10 protein-coding genes are annotated in these 14,240 nt (G+C 69.5%); 3 read left to right on the forward strand and 7 right to left on the reverse strand.

The annotated features are described in order from the left end of the window. Nucleotide 1: 1 nt before the first annotated feature. From AB0O91_RS06610 to AB0O91_RS06620, 3 genes are read right to left on the reverse strand one after another with little or no spacing between them, the layout of a single operon-like run. Nucleotides 2-1,312, reverse strand: a complete 1,311-nt coding sequence (locus AB0O91_RS06610; protein WP_363428561.1) for an ATP-grasp domain-containing protein — start codon at nt 1,310-1,312, stop codon at nt 2-4. Beyond that, nucleotides 1,305-2,579: an ATP-grasp domain-containing protein gene (locus AB0O91_RS06615; RefSeq protein WP_363428563.1), complete on the reverse strand. Its 1,275-nt coding sequence runs from the start codon at nt 2,577-2,579 to the stop codon at nt 1,305-1,307. The genes AB0O91_RS06610 and AB0O91_RS06615 overlap by 8 nt, the downstream gene beginning before the upstream one ends. 1 nt (nt 2,580) lies before the next feature. Continuing rightward, nucleotides 2,581-3,282: a hypothetical protein gene (locus tag AB0O91_RS06620; RefSeq protein ID WP_363428565.1), complete on the reverse strand. Its 702-nt coding sequence runs from the start codon at nt 3,280-3,282 to the stop codon at nt 2,581-2,583. 523 nt (nt 3,283-3,805) lie between these two features. Between AB0O91_RS06620 and AB0O91_RS06625 the strand changes: the two genes are divergently transcribed. The 3 genes from AB0O91_RS06625 to AB0O91_RS06635 all read left to right on the forward strand — a co-directional run bounded on the left by AB0O91_RS06625 (nt 3,806) and on the right by AB0O91_RS06635 (nt 7,612). Further along, entirely contained in the window at nt 3,806-4,744 is a 939-nt protein-coding gene (locus AB0O91_RS06625) for a LuxR C-terminal-related transcriptional regulator (RefSeq protein WP_363428567.1), read from the forward strand. Nucleotides 4,745-5,291: 547 nt separating this feature from the next. Next, nucleotides 5,292-6,632, forward strand: a complete 1,341-nt coding sequence (locus tag AB0O91_RS06630) for a GH1 family beta-glucosidase (protein WP_363428569.1) — start codon at nt 5,292-5,294, stop codon at nt 6,630-6,632. Nucleotides 6,633-6,997: 365 nt separating this feature from the next. Continuing rightward, nucleotides 6,998-7,612, forward strand: coding sequence for a hypothetical protein (locus AB0O91_RS06635; protein WP_363428571.1), 615 nt, complete (start codon nt 6,998-7,000; stop codon nt 7,610-7,612). A gap of 12 nt (nt 7,613-7,624) precedes the next feature. On the opposite strand, the gene AB0O91_RS06640 is transcribed toward AB0O91_RS06635, so the two are convergent. From AB0O91_RS06640 to AB0O91_RS06655, 4 genes are all read right to left on the reverse strand, one after another. Beyond that, entirely contained in the window at nt 7,625-8,566 is a 942-nt protein-coding gene (locus AB0O91_RS06640; RefSeq protein WP_363428573.1) for a hypothetical protein, read from the reverse strand. A 631-nt stretch (nt 8,567-9,197) separates the two neighbouring features. Further along, nucleotides 9,198-13,070 (reverse strand): AAA domain-containing protein, encoded by a 3,873-nt coding sequence (locus tag AB0O91_RS06645; RefSeq protein ID WP_363428575.1) that lies wholly within the window; start codon nt 13,068-13,070, stop codon nt 9,198-9,200. Nucleotides 13,071-13,078: 8 nt separating this feature from the next. Then, nucleotides 13,079-13,486, reverse strand: a complete 408-nt coding sequence (locus tag AB0O91_RS06650; protein WP_363428577.1) for a hypothetical protein — start codon at nt 13,484-13,486, stop codon at nt 13,079-13,081. Between the two features lie 245 nt (nt 13,487-13,731). Then, nucleotides 13,732-14,205 (reverse strand): GreA/GreB family elongation factor, encoded by a 474-nt coding sequence (locus AB0O91_RS06655; RefSeq protein WP_363428579.1) that lies wholly within the window; start codon nt 14,203-14,205, stop codon nt 13,732-13,734. Between the last annotated feature and the right edge of the window lie 35 nt (nt 14,206-14,240).

The following is a 14,240-nucleotide window of genomic DNA, read 5'->3' on the forward strand; positions in this document are numbered from 1 at the left end:
TTCACAGCGCCACCGGCTCACCGGCGCGGACCGCGGCCGCCTCGGCGGGTTCGACGTCCACCCGGTAGTGCGCGATCGCCTCGACCATGGCCGCGTTCACGGCCCGCTGGTCCGCCCCGCGCAGCAGGAAGCGCCCACCGGCGTGGTCGTAGCCGCCGTTGCCGTCGAAGACGTGCCCGACCGCCGGGAGCGCCTCGCCGTACACCTCGGGCACGGCGGCGACCAGCGACGCCCGGGAGACCACCCGGGCGGGCTGCGCCGGCGGCTCGGGGAACACCAGCCAGCCGCCGGAGGCGGCCTCGCCGGGCAGCACGTGCTCGGCGCTCAGCGGCTTCAGGCCGACGGTGGTGCGGAACGCCTCGCAGTACAGGTCGATCCCGAACAGGTCGCGGTGCAGGAAGGGCACGCCGGCGCCGCCCGGCCGCAGGCCCACCTCCAGGAACACCGGCAGCCCGGTGGCGTCGGTGATCACTTCGAGGTGGAACGGCCCGGTCCAGAGTTCGAGCGCGTCCAGGCAGTCGATCGCGAAGCCGGCCAGTTCGTCCCGCAGCGGTCCCGGGTCGAGCAGGGCCGAGCCGAGCGGCGTGCCGTGCACGAAGTCCAGGCAGGTGTTCAAGTACTGCGACACGGTGACGCAGTGGTACTCGCCCTGGACCCGGATCCCGTCCACGTGGAAGATCGGGCCCTCGACGTACTCCTCGGCCTGGTAACCGTCGGTCGCGGACTCGCCGGCGATCTCCGCCAGGGCCGCCGTCAGCTCCGCCGCGGTGCGCACCAGCCGGACGCCGCGCGAGGCGGCCCCGTCCTTCGGCTTGAGGATCAGCGGCAGCGGGATGGCCTCGAGGAGTTGCTCGGCGGTGGTGTCCGCGGTGAGGCGCAGGAAGCGCGGTGCCCGCACCCCGGCGGCCGCGACCCACTCCTTCATCACGGTCTTGTCGCGGAAGCGCCGCACGTAGTCGGTGCCCCAGCCGGGGACCTCCAGCGCCTCGCGGAGCTCAGCGGTGACCTCCAGGTCGAACTCGGAGAGCCCGACCACGCCGGCCAGCGGGCCGTGCTCCTCGGCGATCGCGCGGGCCGCCGGCAGCAGGGTCTCCAGCCGCAGGTCGGGGACCACGACGGTGGCCACGGCGCCCTCGCGGTCCAGCGGGTCGAGGGCGTCGGCGGTGGCCAGGTAGGCCAGCCGGAAGCTGCCCTCCGGCAGGAAGCGGTGGTACTCGCCGAACTCGTCGTCGAACCGGTTGACGACCAGGAGCAGCGGTTCCTGGCCCGGGATCGGCGGGACGGGCGGCTCGCTCGGGGACTGATCAGGCAACTGGCAGGGCAAGGCTGACTCCAAGTGTGATGCGACTGCCCAGGTCGAGGGCGTCTTGGTACGAGTCGGCGGTGTAGAGGACGTGGCCGACGCGGCTGCGGTAGTCCTGGTCCCCCGGAACCGGGGTGTCCGCGGCGTGGGTGAGCTCGGACTCCAGCACTCCGGGCCACCCGGCGATCCGGGCCAGCCCTTCGGCCGTCGGGCGCCCGCCCTCCCCGGAGGCGGTGAGGAAGCGGATCCCGGCGTACTTGGCCCGCGGCGCGCGGGACGGCAGCGCCGCGGCGTCCAGCCCGGTGAGCGCGGCCACGGCCAGCTCCGGCAGACGGACCCCGGTGGCGGCCTCGACCAGGTCAGGGATGCGGTCGCCGCCGAGCCGGGCGGCCAGCTCGATCAGCACCGGCTCGCCCGCGACGAGCCGCAGTTCGCAGTGGAACGGCCCGACGGTGACCCGCAGCGCGTCCACCACCTCGCCGACGTAGTCCTCGACCGCGCGCCTGGTCGCCGGCGGCAGGTCCGCCCGGACCACGTGCCCGATCTCGACGAAGGACGGTTCGGGGCCCAGGACCTTGTGGGTCACCGCGACGACGACCGTCCGGCCGTCCGCACCCACGCAGCCCTCCACCGACAGCTCGGGACCGTCGAGGTACTCCTCGACGAGCGCCCGGCCCTCGGTCCGCCGGCCCATGTCCGGGCGGTCGTCCGCGGCCAGCTCGCGGTAGGCCGCGAGCAGGTGGTCGACGTCGTCGGCCCGGGTGACGTGCACGCTGCCGGCCGAGTCCACCGGCTTGAGGACGCAGGGGAAGCCCACCCGGGCGGCGGCCTGCGCGACCTGGGCCTCGGTGGACACCTCGGCGAAGCGCGGCACCCGCAGCCCGGCGGCGGCGGTCGCGGCCCGCATCACCGCCTTGTCCCGGACGCCCTCGACGGTGTCGACCGGCAGGCCGGGCAGCCCCAGCCGCGCCGCGAGCCGGGCGGCGACCGGGACGTAGAACTCGAAGCCCGCCAGGACCCCGGCGAACGGGGAGGCCCCGTGCGCCGAGGCCGCGGCGAGGAACAGCGCCTCCTCGTCGTTGGTGTCCACGACGAGGACTTCATCGGCCTCCTGCCGCACCCGGTCGGGCACCGTGCGGTCGTCGGCGTCGAAGGAGGCCACCACGGTCTCGAATCCGAGACCCCGGGCCGCTCCCACCAACGCGGTACCCGACGACGCCGGTTCGATGATGAGGACGCGGCCGGGCCCGACCGGGGATTCGCGACGGGTGTTCACGTCAGACCCCGACCGGCTGCGCTTCGCGGGCGCCCACGGTGCTCGCGTACAGCTCGGCGAAGTAGTCGCCGATCAGGTCGATGAAGGTGGTCAGGTAGGCCTCGGCCTGCTCGGGGGTGCTGAACTTCTCCACGGCGCGCGAGACCGTGCGGAACATCAGGTCGTCGTGGTCGTGCGACTCGTCGAACGCGATGTGCGCGCGGGTGCCGTAGACGAAGTCCGCGCCGAACTCGGCCGCGGCCTTCTCGGTGATGACCGGGTTGTAGCGGTCCGAGTACCACTCGACGAACCAGTCCCAGATGGTGGTGGGGGCCGGGCCGGAACGGTCGGCCTCCAGGCGCAGGTACCCCATCAGCATCGCGGTGGAGGTGAACACCGGGGTGGCGTCGAGCTGCTCGATCGACATCCCGAACCGCTCCAGGTCACGGGTGAACATGTGCTCGTGGCCGTACTCCTCGGCCAGGTAGCGCGCCAGCTTCGCGGCGAGCACGTCGTCCTGCGAGCCGACCCGGTACAGGGCGTAGGCGTCGACCTCGTTGTTGAGGCGGATGCGCAGCACCGTCTCGGCGATGTGCCGGATGTAGTAGTCGCGGTCGATCCACTCGCCCTGGTGCAGCTCGCGCAGCTTCGGCACGCGCTGGAACTGCTTCTCCATCAGCTGCGCGGCGAGCGCCTCGAACGAATCACGGTCAAGCTTGGACATGGTGGGACAACTGCCTTCCTGTGGAGGTCACGCGTGGTGTGTGAGCTCGGCCACGGGGTTGCGGATCCCCGAGGGCCGGATCGTGGAGGATCAGGGCCCCCACTGCGAGTCGGCGGGGATGTTGGCCCCCGCCGTCGCAGCGGCCGACCGGAACAAGTCGTCGGCCGACGCCCCTTCGGCCGCCAGAATTGTGAGCACCACACAGCTCGCGACAACGGTCGCGAAGCGAAGCAGGCGATTAGCCGACTGACGCACGTTCCAGCTCCTTCAACACCCCGTTTAGGCCGACGGACAAAGGCCCGTCGGCGATGTATCGATCCTGACACGCAGGTCCGAACGGGCGCATGATCAGTTAGCCTTCACAGTTGTGAACCGCTCACTTATGCAGCACTGTGCAGATTGCCCGGAAGCAGGCAATTCCCCCGATACCCCTGCGCCGGTACTCTGCGAGCGGGCACTGAAGGCGTATGCCGCGGTTCTCCAGGAGTCCCGGCGCCCCCGTTCGGAAACCCCGGAGTGTCTGGTGGGCCTGGGACTGACCCCCCCGCTGCCCGATGCGCCGGACTTCGTCTACGCGCTCTCCCCGGGCACCGCGGCGGGATTCGCGGTCTCCCGGATGGAGGAGCGGGTCGCCGAGTACCAGGCGGCCATCCTCAGCACCCAGGCGGCGTTCTCCGCGCTGGAGTCGGTCCACGCCGAGTCCTCCAGACGCGACGGCGCGGGCTACTCGCTGATCATGGGCAGCGAGACCATCAGCGAGGTGCTGAGCACCTCGGTCGCCGCCTGCCGGTCCGAACTCCTCACCACCCAGCCCGGCACCAGCCGGCCGGCCGAACTGCTGGCCCGGGCCCTGGAGTCGGAGATCCCCCGGCTGCGCCAGGGGATCCGGCAGCGGACCATCTACCAGCACAAGATCCGCTTCGACGTCCCGACCATGGAGTACATCGATGTGATCACCGCGGCCGGCGGCCAGGTGCGGACCACCAGCGAGCTCTTCGACCGGCTGATCATCATCGACCGGGAGACCGCCTTCATCCCGATCGACGACGAGCGCGAGGTCACCGCCCTGCAGATCCACCACCCGGGGATCGTCCGCTACCTGGGCAAGATCTTCGACCACATCTGGGAGCGCGCGATCGACGTGAGCAGCGCCGGCGCCCGGCACACCCCGCAGATCTCCGACACCCAGCGGGCGATCCTGCACCACCTGGTGTCCGGCCAGACGGACGAGTGGATCGCCCGCCGGGTCGGCCTGAGCCGCCGCAGCATCGTCGAGCACGTCCGCCGGATCTCGGAGCAGCTCGGGAGTTCGAGCCGGGCCCAACTCGGTTACCTGATCGCCCTGAACGGCGTGCTCTGGGGGGTGGACGGGGGCGCGAACCCGCCGTTCCCCGGGCCGTCGTCGGCCGGATCGCCGCCCGCCGGGCCGTCGCTCGCCGACCCGGCGCAGGAGCAGGACTAGGGGGGAGCCGGGGCGCCGCCCGGCGGGGTCACCCCCACCGGGCGCGGCGGCCCGACCGGTGGTCACTTCTGCACGCCCGCAGGCCGTCCGCGAATCGTGGTGACGGTGACGGTGAGTGAATACCGGAGTTCCGCGACCGCGGCTTCCGGCGATATCGCGGGCAGTAACTCCGAGTGAAGTGCGGCGGGCCCGCGGTCCGGCCCGGCCGATTGCCGATCGGGCGAATCGAAGGCCGGTGGATCCGTCGTAGTATCCATCGCGGGAATTGTGCAGTAAAGGCCTCCCGGATTTCTTTCATGCGGCGTTCACAATGACGGGTCGAATGGCGGGTAAAGCCCGATTTGTCATGTGCGGGCATATTGCCCCGGGAGTGGGTCCGGCGATTAACCGCAGGGGTGCCCGCCACTCTTGTCCTCGCGTCCAACTGGCCTTCGGGGCAGGGGTGGTGGGGTGTGCGGACCGGTCCGGAAGCGGCCGGTCGCCCTCTGGTGTTCCGTGGTGGCGCCGGTAACATGAGGCCTCCTCACATTCTCGTCAGGAGGCTGCCATGCCGGACCGTTTCGACCTGCCGGCCGGGTTCCGCTGGGGCGCCGCCACCGCCGCCTACCAGATCGAGGGCGCGGTGCACGAGGACGGCCGCGGCCCCTCCGTCTGGGACACCTTCTGCGCCCAGCCCGGCGCCGTCCGCGACGGCCACACCGGCGCGGTCGCCTGCGACCACTACCACCGGTACCCCGAGGACATCGCCCTGATGAAGGGCCTCGGGCTGGACGGCTACCGCTTCTCCATCGCCTGGCCCCGCGTCCTGCCCACCGGCGCCGGCCCCGTGAACCCGGCCGGCCTCGCCTTCTACGACCGCCTCGTGGACGCGTTGCTGGAGGCGGGCATCGCGCCCCTCCCCACCCTCTTCCACTGGGACCTGCCCCAGGCCCTGGAGGACGAGGGCGGCTGGCTCAACCGTGACACCGCGTACCGCTTCGCCGAGTACGCCGCCGTCGTCGCCGACCGCCTCGGCGACCGCGTCCCCGCCTGGATCACCCTCAACGAGCCCTTCGTCCACACGGTCTTCGGCTACGCCCTGGGCACCCACGCGCCCGGCCGCACCCTGATGTTCGAGGCCCTCCCGGCCGCCCACCACCAGCTCCTCGCCCACGGGTTGGCCGCCTCGCTGCTCCACGAGCGCGGCCTGGAGGTGATGCTCTCCAACAACCTCACCCCGGTCGAGCCGGCCTCCGACTCCGCCGCGGACGCGGCCGCCGCCGAGGCCTACGACGCCCTGCACAACCGGCTGTTCACCGACCCCGTCCTGCTCGGCCGCTACCCCGACCTCACCGCCCTCGGCGTCCCCGACGACATCTTCGGCGCGATCCGCCCCGGCGACGTCGACCTCATCCACGCCCCCGGCCTCGACGGCCTCGGCCTCAACTTCTACAACCCCACCCGGGTCGCCGCCCCCAGCAGCCCCGACCTCCCCTTCGACCTGGTCCCCGTCCCCGACGTCCCCCACACCGCCTTCGGCTGGCCCGTCGTCCCCGAGTCCCTCACCCGACTCCTCCTCGGCCTGCGGGACTTCTACGGCAAGGCCCTCCCACCCGTCACCATCACCGAGAACGGCTGCTCCGTCGAGGAGTCCACCGACCCCGACCGGCCCCGCATCGACTACCTCGCCACCCACCTCGACGCCCTCGCCGCCGCCGTCGCCGAGGGCATCGACGTCCGCGGCTACTACACCTGGTCCCTCCTCGACAACTTCGAGTGGGCCGAGGGCTACCACCAGCGCTTCGGCCTCGTCCACGTCGACTTCGCGACGCAGCGGCGCACGCCGAAGGCCTCGTACGCCTGGTACCGCGACCTGATCGCCGCCCACCGGGCGTCTCGTCCAAGGTAGTTGGCCTCCATTCGTTGTGGGATGTATGGCCTCTTGGCAACGACCGAGAGGCCAGCTGGATGGCGCGGCCCGCGGCAGCTGCGCCCCAGACACTGCGCAAAAGACAGGGTGTTCGATAAGTCCGCAGCCCGTTGCCAGTGGTTCAGTCGTGGGCCGGTCGCGCGGGGACGGGCGGCCATGCGACTCTGGGGACGCCCGCCACCACGCGCCCACCCGATATGAGTTCTGTGCCGAGCGTCTCTCGCTGCGCAACGCGGTTTGGGGCGCGCTGTCCTGCGGAAGCGAGATCCACCGGAGGACTCTTACGAGGTCTGGGCGGAGGGGCGCGTGGCCGTCGTACCGACCGGTAGGGCAGGGTGGGCTACATGGCAAGTGTGGCGAATCCTGCGGCATGGCACTCGGTGCGCGAGGCGGTCTTGAAGGTGCCCTCGGAGAGTGAAGGCGTCATGCTCTCCGTCCTGGGTACCCGCGCCCTTCTGCTGTACCAGGTTGATGGGGCCGAGCACGGCAGGCGGCAGGCGGTTGATGCCGAGCGGCTGGACAGGATCCCCGTGCTGGAGCGCCTGCTCGGTCTCCCGATCGGCCTTCCTGTTCCGATGGATTCTCTCCCGGGACAGGCCGTGGTTCGTGACCTTCCGCGCGGAGCGGTCGAGTGGGACGAGGATCTGGTCACGCGCCGGACGGTCCGGCTGCTCGCCGTTGACCTCGCAGTTGTGCGGGCCACCGATTGGCAGACGGGTCTGGAGCGTGCGGGTCGATTTGCACCGTTCTGCCGACGAGCCGTCCTTTTCGACGAGTTGCGGGGTTGGCGCGCAGGGCTGGACGAAACCTTGGCGGAGGCCGCCTTTTACGGCATCGGCGTGCTCGTCCATGAGTCGGACGGAATCCGGATGGCCCTGGAACCCGAGGCGTACCGGCCGCAGCGGCACACCGCTGCGGCCCGGCACTTTGTCGAGGAGTTGTACGGACGCCTGGGCTGAGCCGCCCGCCCGTCAGTCGACTCCTGCGCCGGCCGGTGCTGAGGGCGCCGGACCGAGGAGGGACCACCGCAGTAGCTGCGGCGGGACGTGGAAGCCGTTCGGCTGTTGGATGGCGGCGTTGACGAGCGGGTACCGGTCCACTGCGGCACGACAGCGATTCTGCCACCACCGGTGACGGTCGGGCCCGGTCGTCAGGGCCTGCAACGTCCGATGCCAGGACATCAGCACGGCCGTGTTGTGCCGGGCTGCCGGCCGGACATCCCGGTTGCTCGGGAAGCTGTCCAGGAGCCGACGCCCGCAGGCCGCGCACTCGCACACAGGTGCGTGCGTCGCGGCGAAGCGGCGAGCGAGGGTCTTGCCAAGGAACAGGGCCATCAACTCGGGGAACAGCACGGCGGGGGAGGTGGTGAACCCCGATCTCTTCGCGGGTTCACCGGGCGGGACGATGTGTCGGAGGCGACTCGAAAGCCCGTAGCCGGCGAACACCGCCCCCCGTGCCAGTGCGCCGAATGCCGCGAGATCGGTCCGTAGCAGGGTGGTTCCCGGTATCCGGGCCAGTATCCGCGCCAACCCGGTGAGAGCCTCCGGGAAACCCGCCAGAGGGTCCAACTGGCCGCCGAGCATGACGGCCTTCAGGTCCGGTGCCGCGACCAGTTCTTCGATGAGGCGGCCGACCAGGTCGCTGCGCAGCCAGCCGACGTCGATCGGGAGGGCGAGCACGATCCGCGGGTCCTCGCGCGCCGCCACCTCGCGCGCGGCAGCCCGTGCGGCTGCCGCGTCCCCGGCCCGGAGGTACCCGGTCGGTGTGAGCGCCGCCGTTGCGCCGACGGCGAGCTGCTCCTGGACTGCCTGGCCGAGCGGATCAGCGGCGGGTAGCTCGTCGGTTCGCGACAGGTAGGGCTCCTCCACCGTCGCGACGCCGGCCTCGTAGAAGGCCGGGTCGGCGATGAGCACACCTGCGTAGTCGTCGTCCCGCAGTTCGGATGACTTCCTGAGCGCCCTCGGCCCGCTGATCACGAGACCGCTGCGGATGGGGTCGAGTTAGTCCTGTGCGAATCCCACGCGGGATGCGTCGACCTGGATCAGCAGCCGGTCAGTGAGCAACTCCGGTCGGGTGAAACAGGTTCGGTCGGTGACCCGCGCCCTCGGACGTCGGGAGGCCCTGTGGGGATGGGAGAGTGGGACGAAGGAGTCAGACATGGCCTCGCCTTCGAATCGGCGGCAACACTCGACGACGTACTCGTGACTTCAGTCTACGGACTGCACCGACACTCGGGGGCAGAGGTGTTCGGTTGGCGCTTCGGCCTCGTTCACTTCAACTCCCGGACATAGGAACGAACTCCGAAGACCTTCTGCGCCTGGTACCGCTACTACCTGATTGCGACTCACCGCGCGCGGCGAGAAGAGAAGCTGCGGTGCGCGGGCGGCGACCACGGATAGCTGACCGTGGTCGCCGCCGACATCATGGACTCGAATTCGGTGGCGGGGCCTGCCGGTCGGCGCCGTGGGCGGCGTCACACATTCGCCACGTGGCTGGCACCTCTATCGGCCAACCAGTGCGTCGACTCGGAGGGATCCTGCATGCTCAACCGGTGAGACCTGGTACACCTGTTCCGGCCAGGATGCGCCATGCGGGGATGCGGATGCTCCGAGCGACTGGCGCTGATTTGGCTCCGACTCCGCCCGAAGGCAGTCCCACGAGAAGATCGCAGTGAGCCTGTGTGAGCCGCAGGTGGCGCCCTGGCTCCTCGTCGTCCCGCGGGCCTTCGTCAATGACCAGCACGACGTTCTCGTCATTCCCCGAGACCGGGTCGCGTGTCGTGACCACGAAGTCGACGGTCGTCCCCCCGACGAGAGCCGATCGCTCCATAGCATGGATGCCGTGGTCGTCGAGGTGAGTCTGGAGCCGGTCGGCGAGGTCCGTGCGCCCCGCGGACATCGCGGCCGAGGAAATGGGCACGTGATCGAGCGGAGCCGACCCGGCGGTTCGGTCAAGGTCGACCGGAACCGACCGGTTCGCCAGCTCGGCCGGCAGCCCGGCGTGCTGCTGCCAGAAGGCACGGTGGCCGACCGTGATCAGCTGGGACTTGGCACGGGTGACGGCAACGTTCCAGAGGTTCATCTGGCTCGCGACCCAGTGGATCGTGTTCTGGGGTGCGTTGTCGGTAGCGACAAGTGTGAGCACCATGACGTCGCGCTGGCCGCCCTGGAACGCGTGCACCGTTCCGACCAGGACACGGTCGTCGCGCAGTCTCCGCTCCAGGAGTTCCTTCTGTGCCCGGAAGGGTGTCACGACGCCGACTTTTGCATCGGCAGGCAGGCGGCTCAACAGCTCGGACACCACCCGTTCGACGGCTGACGCCTCCATGGTGTTGCACCAGGAGCCCCCGCGCCCGCCCCGGGCGGACTCCCCAGTGGGCACGTCGACCCACGACAGGACGGCTCCGGGACCGGGACCCCCCGTCAGGTCCACAGCCGGCACCTGATCTCGGACATCGGTGAGTACCTTCAGTCGCCCTGCATAGCAGTAGCCGTTCACGACATCCGCGATCTGGGGGTGGCAACGGTAGTGCTCATCGAGTAGCAGCGCCGACGACGTACTCGAGCGGGCGGCGTCGTAGGAGGAATGCGTCCGGTAGGCGAGCCGGTGTTCCTCCAGCCAGGCGGCGCTCAAACCAGCGCGCTCCCTGGCAGCCCTCTCGTGCTGGGGCGAGATCGAGGCGATGTGCCCGAGCTGCATGGGATCGCCGATGATCAGCGCGCGCTTCGCACGGAACAGCAGGGGGAGGATTGACGGAATGGAACACTGGCTGGCCTCGTCGATGATGACGAGGTCGAAGAGCTTCGGCGACTGCTCCAGTTGGCGCACCGAGTGCGTGCTGATGGCCCAACCCTTGATACGCCTCAGCAGTTGCTTCTGGCTCTTCTGGAAGAACTTCCGTTGGCGAAGTGCCTGGAGCCGCTCGTTCATCACCTCCCTCGCCGTACGGAGAACTTCCGAGGACTTGGACTGTGAAGCCTCGACGGACAGCGAGGAGAGCCGGCCGGCGATGGTCGCCAGCCCCGCTGCCGTGGTCTGGTCGTCCGCAGCGTCCAGTTCGGACAGTAGACCCCTCAACTCGGCTTCGGTCACGGCGAAGTCAGCCAGCCGGGTCAGGGTTTCAAGGTCTCCGGTTACGGAGCTCGGCCACGGTGAGCCCACGCTTGCAGTAGCAGCCTTGACGAAGGTGCCCGTTGCGCGTGATCGGCGCCAGCCAGGAGCCACCCACCGTGCCCGAAGGGCTCTGCGCGCCCGGTCCTCCCATCGCTGGAGAGCCTCGTTCTCGTTCGCCCATGCGGCTGAGAGGACATTGCCAGGAACATCGAGCGACTTCGCTTGGGACTCGCGCAGGCGATGGAGCTCCGTTAGCTGGAGCTCCTTCAGCACGTGCCGACCCATTGCCCGACGCTGGTCGCTGAGTCGGGCAGCGGTTATGCGGAGTTCACCCGCGACAGTGGCCGAACTCCGTCCGGGCGGTCGGGGGGTTTCGCGGAGGAGTCGCTCCAGCTTCGCAGCCTCCTCCTGCAGCGCCTTGGAGTTCCCGGTGCGGATCAACAGGCCGGGCGCGATGTCCTCGCAACGAGTCGCGACAACGTCGACGGCCTCGTTGTTGGTGGAGGCCACGAGGACCGACTGTCCCGCCTGGACACACGTCTCGACGAGTGCGGTCACCACCTCGCTCTTCCCGGTGCCTGGCGGACCAGTGGCAACGGTGACGGCGTTCCCCATGGCCGAGCGGATCACCGCCTCCTGGCTCTCGTTGCACGGGCCGGAGGCCACCACGGTGACGGGTCCGCCAGTCGTGGAGTCGAGGCGCTGACCCGACAGCAGGGATTCCAGAGCCGTACCGGGGATCAAATGCGAGTGGGCGGCCATGTGGTTCAGATTGTCCACAAGTCCCTGGGTCATCTGGTTGGAGCCCGATGTCACCAGCAACATGGCGGTGTTGTGGGCACCGGGTCGGAGTGCGGTGACAACGCCTTCCCGACTCAGTGCCGAGACGTCCAGGGGCTCGAGCTCCGGCAGCCTGAGTTCCGTCAGCAGCTCGCGGACGGCTCGGAGCATCTGGGCCCCATTGCCTTCCTGCCAGGTGGGCTGCCAGCGAGCAACGAGTTCCGCGGCTTCCTCCACGGTCATGAGCTGTGTCAGGAGCCCGCTGTGCAGGGACGGCACACCGCTTGGCCGGAGCGTCGATCGACCCTCCTCGTCCGGGGCGAGCTCCATTTGCTGGAGCAGGAGGGGTGCCACACGCACGGATAGCCGGCCGCGGTTGGCGCCATCCGCGGTCGGCAGGGAGATCGCCGGGTACCCGTACCAGAACTCGTTCTCCCGGCCATTGTTGCGCTCCGGGATCCGGGGTGCACGGAAAGACCGCTCCAGGCCGCTCTGGATCATTTCCGGACCGGAGCCGAGCAGGAAATAGCTGTCCCCTTCGCCGCCTTCACGCTGGGGGAGCATCTCCGAGGCCGTCTCGGCGGCGATGCAGCCGACGTAGTAACCGAGGAGCCGCTGCCAATCGATACCGGCGCTCTCCTCGGCTGTTGCTCGGAGCCGCGCCTTGAACAGGGAGGACGAGGGAACTTCTCCCTGCGGACTTTGCCCGGGCGCAGGCGGCAGGAAGACAGGCTGGGCCACCGAGCGGGCAAACGGGAGGTTCCGGGTGGCACGGATCGTGGACTTGGTGGGGCGTTGCTCCTCGGGCACGCCGTTGCGCGCCATCTGTTGGGTGAGGTAGGTGAAGAGGTCGTCCGGGCTGATCCACCCGCTGTCCTTGATGCGCCCGTTGCGCAGCCCTTCCACGATCTCACCTGTGAAGCGGGACGTCCCGAGCGTCGAACCGGGAGGTGCCATGGCCGAGGCGGCCTGGAGTGCGTCCGAGGCGGTGATGAAATACACCCCGGTGGGGTGCAGGAGGGTGCTGCGGGCAACGCCCGAGGACGGCTGCTCCGCTCCTCCTGGGGAGTGGTCCGGCTCGGCGCCCTTGGCGGTCCACCCCTGAACCACCGAGCCGCTGGAGCAGCAGTCCAGAAGGACGATCTTCGAGGCGGCCCGGCACTCCTGCAGGGCCTGCTCCAGGAATTCGGCGGAGACTGCTGTTCCCGGGAGGTTCGAGCGGTCGGAGTCCCGTGTGAGGAAGTAGAGCTGGTTGTCCTCCTCGCAGAACTCTCCGTGGCCGCTGAAGTACACCAGCGCTGTCTCGCTCTGCTGGCGCTCTGCCAGGAAGTTCTCGAGTGCGCGCAGCATTTCTGCCCGGGTGGGCTCGGCCACCACGGCGCACTCGTTGTACATCCCGATCTCCGTACTCTCCAGCACGGCGCGCATGTAGTGCAGGTCGGCTTGGACGGACGGGAGGTCGTGGTAGGAGTCGCTCTCGTAGGTCGAGACCCCGAGCAGCAGTGCGTAGCGGTCGTTGTCCACGCGCGAGCTCAGCCTTCGGACTCGGCGGAGCTGTCCTGATCCTCTTGACCTGCGGAGCCTTCGGAGAGGAAGCGTTCCAGGAGGGCCGTGTCCTCGCGCGCCTGCCTGCCCGAGACCGTGAGCGTCGCACCGTCCGACCTCCGCGTGACGCTGATCGTGCGGTTGGGGACGCGGGCGAGCCAGGTCTGCACGACCGAGACGACGAGCGAGCCCCCGGAGATCAGTACACCGACCAGCTCCGCCACATCGGATCCCTTGTCGGTGGCGGCTGCCAGCTGGGCGCCGGGAAGGAGGAGAGTCGCTTTGATCTCGCCAGCGGAGAGCGCTGCGGTCAGCTCACGGGCCTCTCGCCGTGCGCGCAACGGGTCGCTGTCCAGGAACTCGATCCGGTGTTGTGCTTCCTGAAGCTCTGCCACGATTCCCCCTTGCAACAGCCCGCGTGTCGATCCGCACGCGGAGTGACGAGCGTAGTCAGGACTATGCCTCCAGATCTGTCGTTTGGCGGAAACAGGACGGTGTTTGACGAGAACGGCTCGGGCGCACGGATGCGAGGAAGCGTTCAGTGAATGCGCGGGTCGCGCCCTCAACTCCGTGCCGAGGGCCGCACCTGGCGGGCGGCTGAACTGAGCGGGCGGTGGGCAGAGCACCGCCCGCTCGGTATTCAGTCGTGAATCTCGTGGATGTGGACGACGAGCCGTCGTCCGTTCTCCTTGCAATCGACAGTGCTTCCGGCGGGGCGGCCGGCGAGCGCTTTGCCCAGGGCGGTGAAGGGACTGAGTTGGACGGCCCCTTCGTTGAAGGGGCTTCCCGAGGTGATCTCGTACTCCTGTTCCTCGTCCTCGCCGTCGAAGCGCAGGGTCACTACGCGGCCGGGACTGACGACGTCGGCCGGAGCGGTACGGGCACCGGTTCCGTCGGGGTCGAAGGATGCGACGACCTCGACCCGGTACCGTGCCCGGGTCACCGCGACGTTGAGACGGCGCCAGCCTCCCGCCCGGTTCATCGGACCGAAGTTGCGGAGGAACTTGCCGTACTGGTCGGGGCCGTAACCCACCGACATGATCATGGAGGCGTTCGGGTCTGTACGGTCATCGGCTCTGTCTCGTAATCGGTGGTAGCGCTGTGTGGTGATCACTGGAGGAGGATGCGGTGGCGGAGCAGGGGGAACCC

This window comes from Kitasatospora sp. NPDC089797, from assembly GCF_040684795.1.
Lineage (GTDB): Bacteria > Actinomycetota > Actinomycetes > Streptomycetales > Streptomycetaceae > Kitasatospora.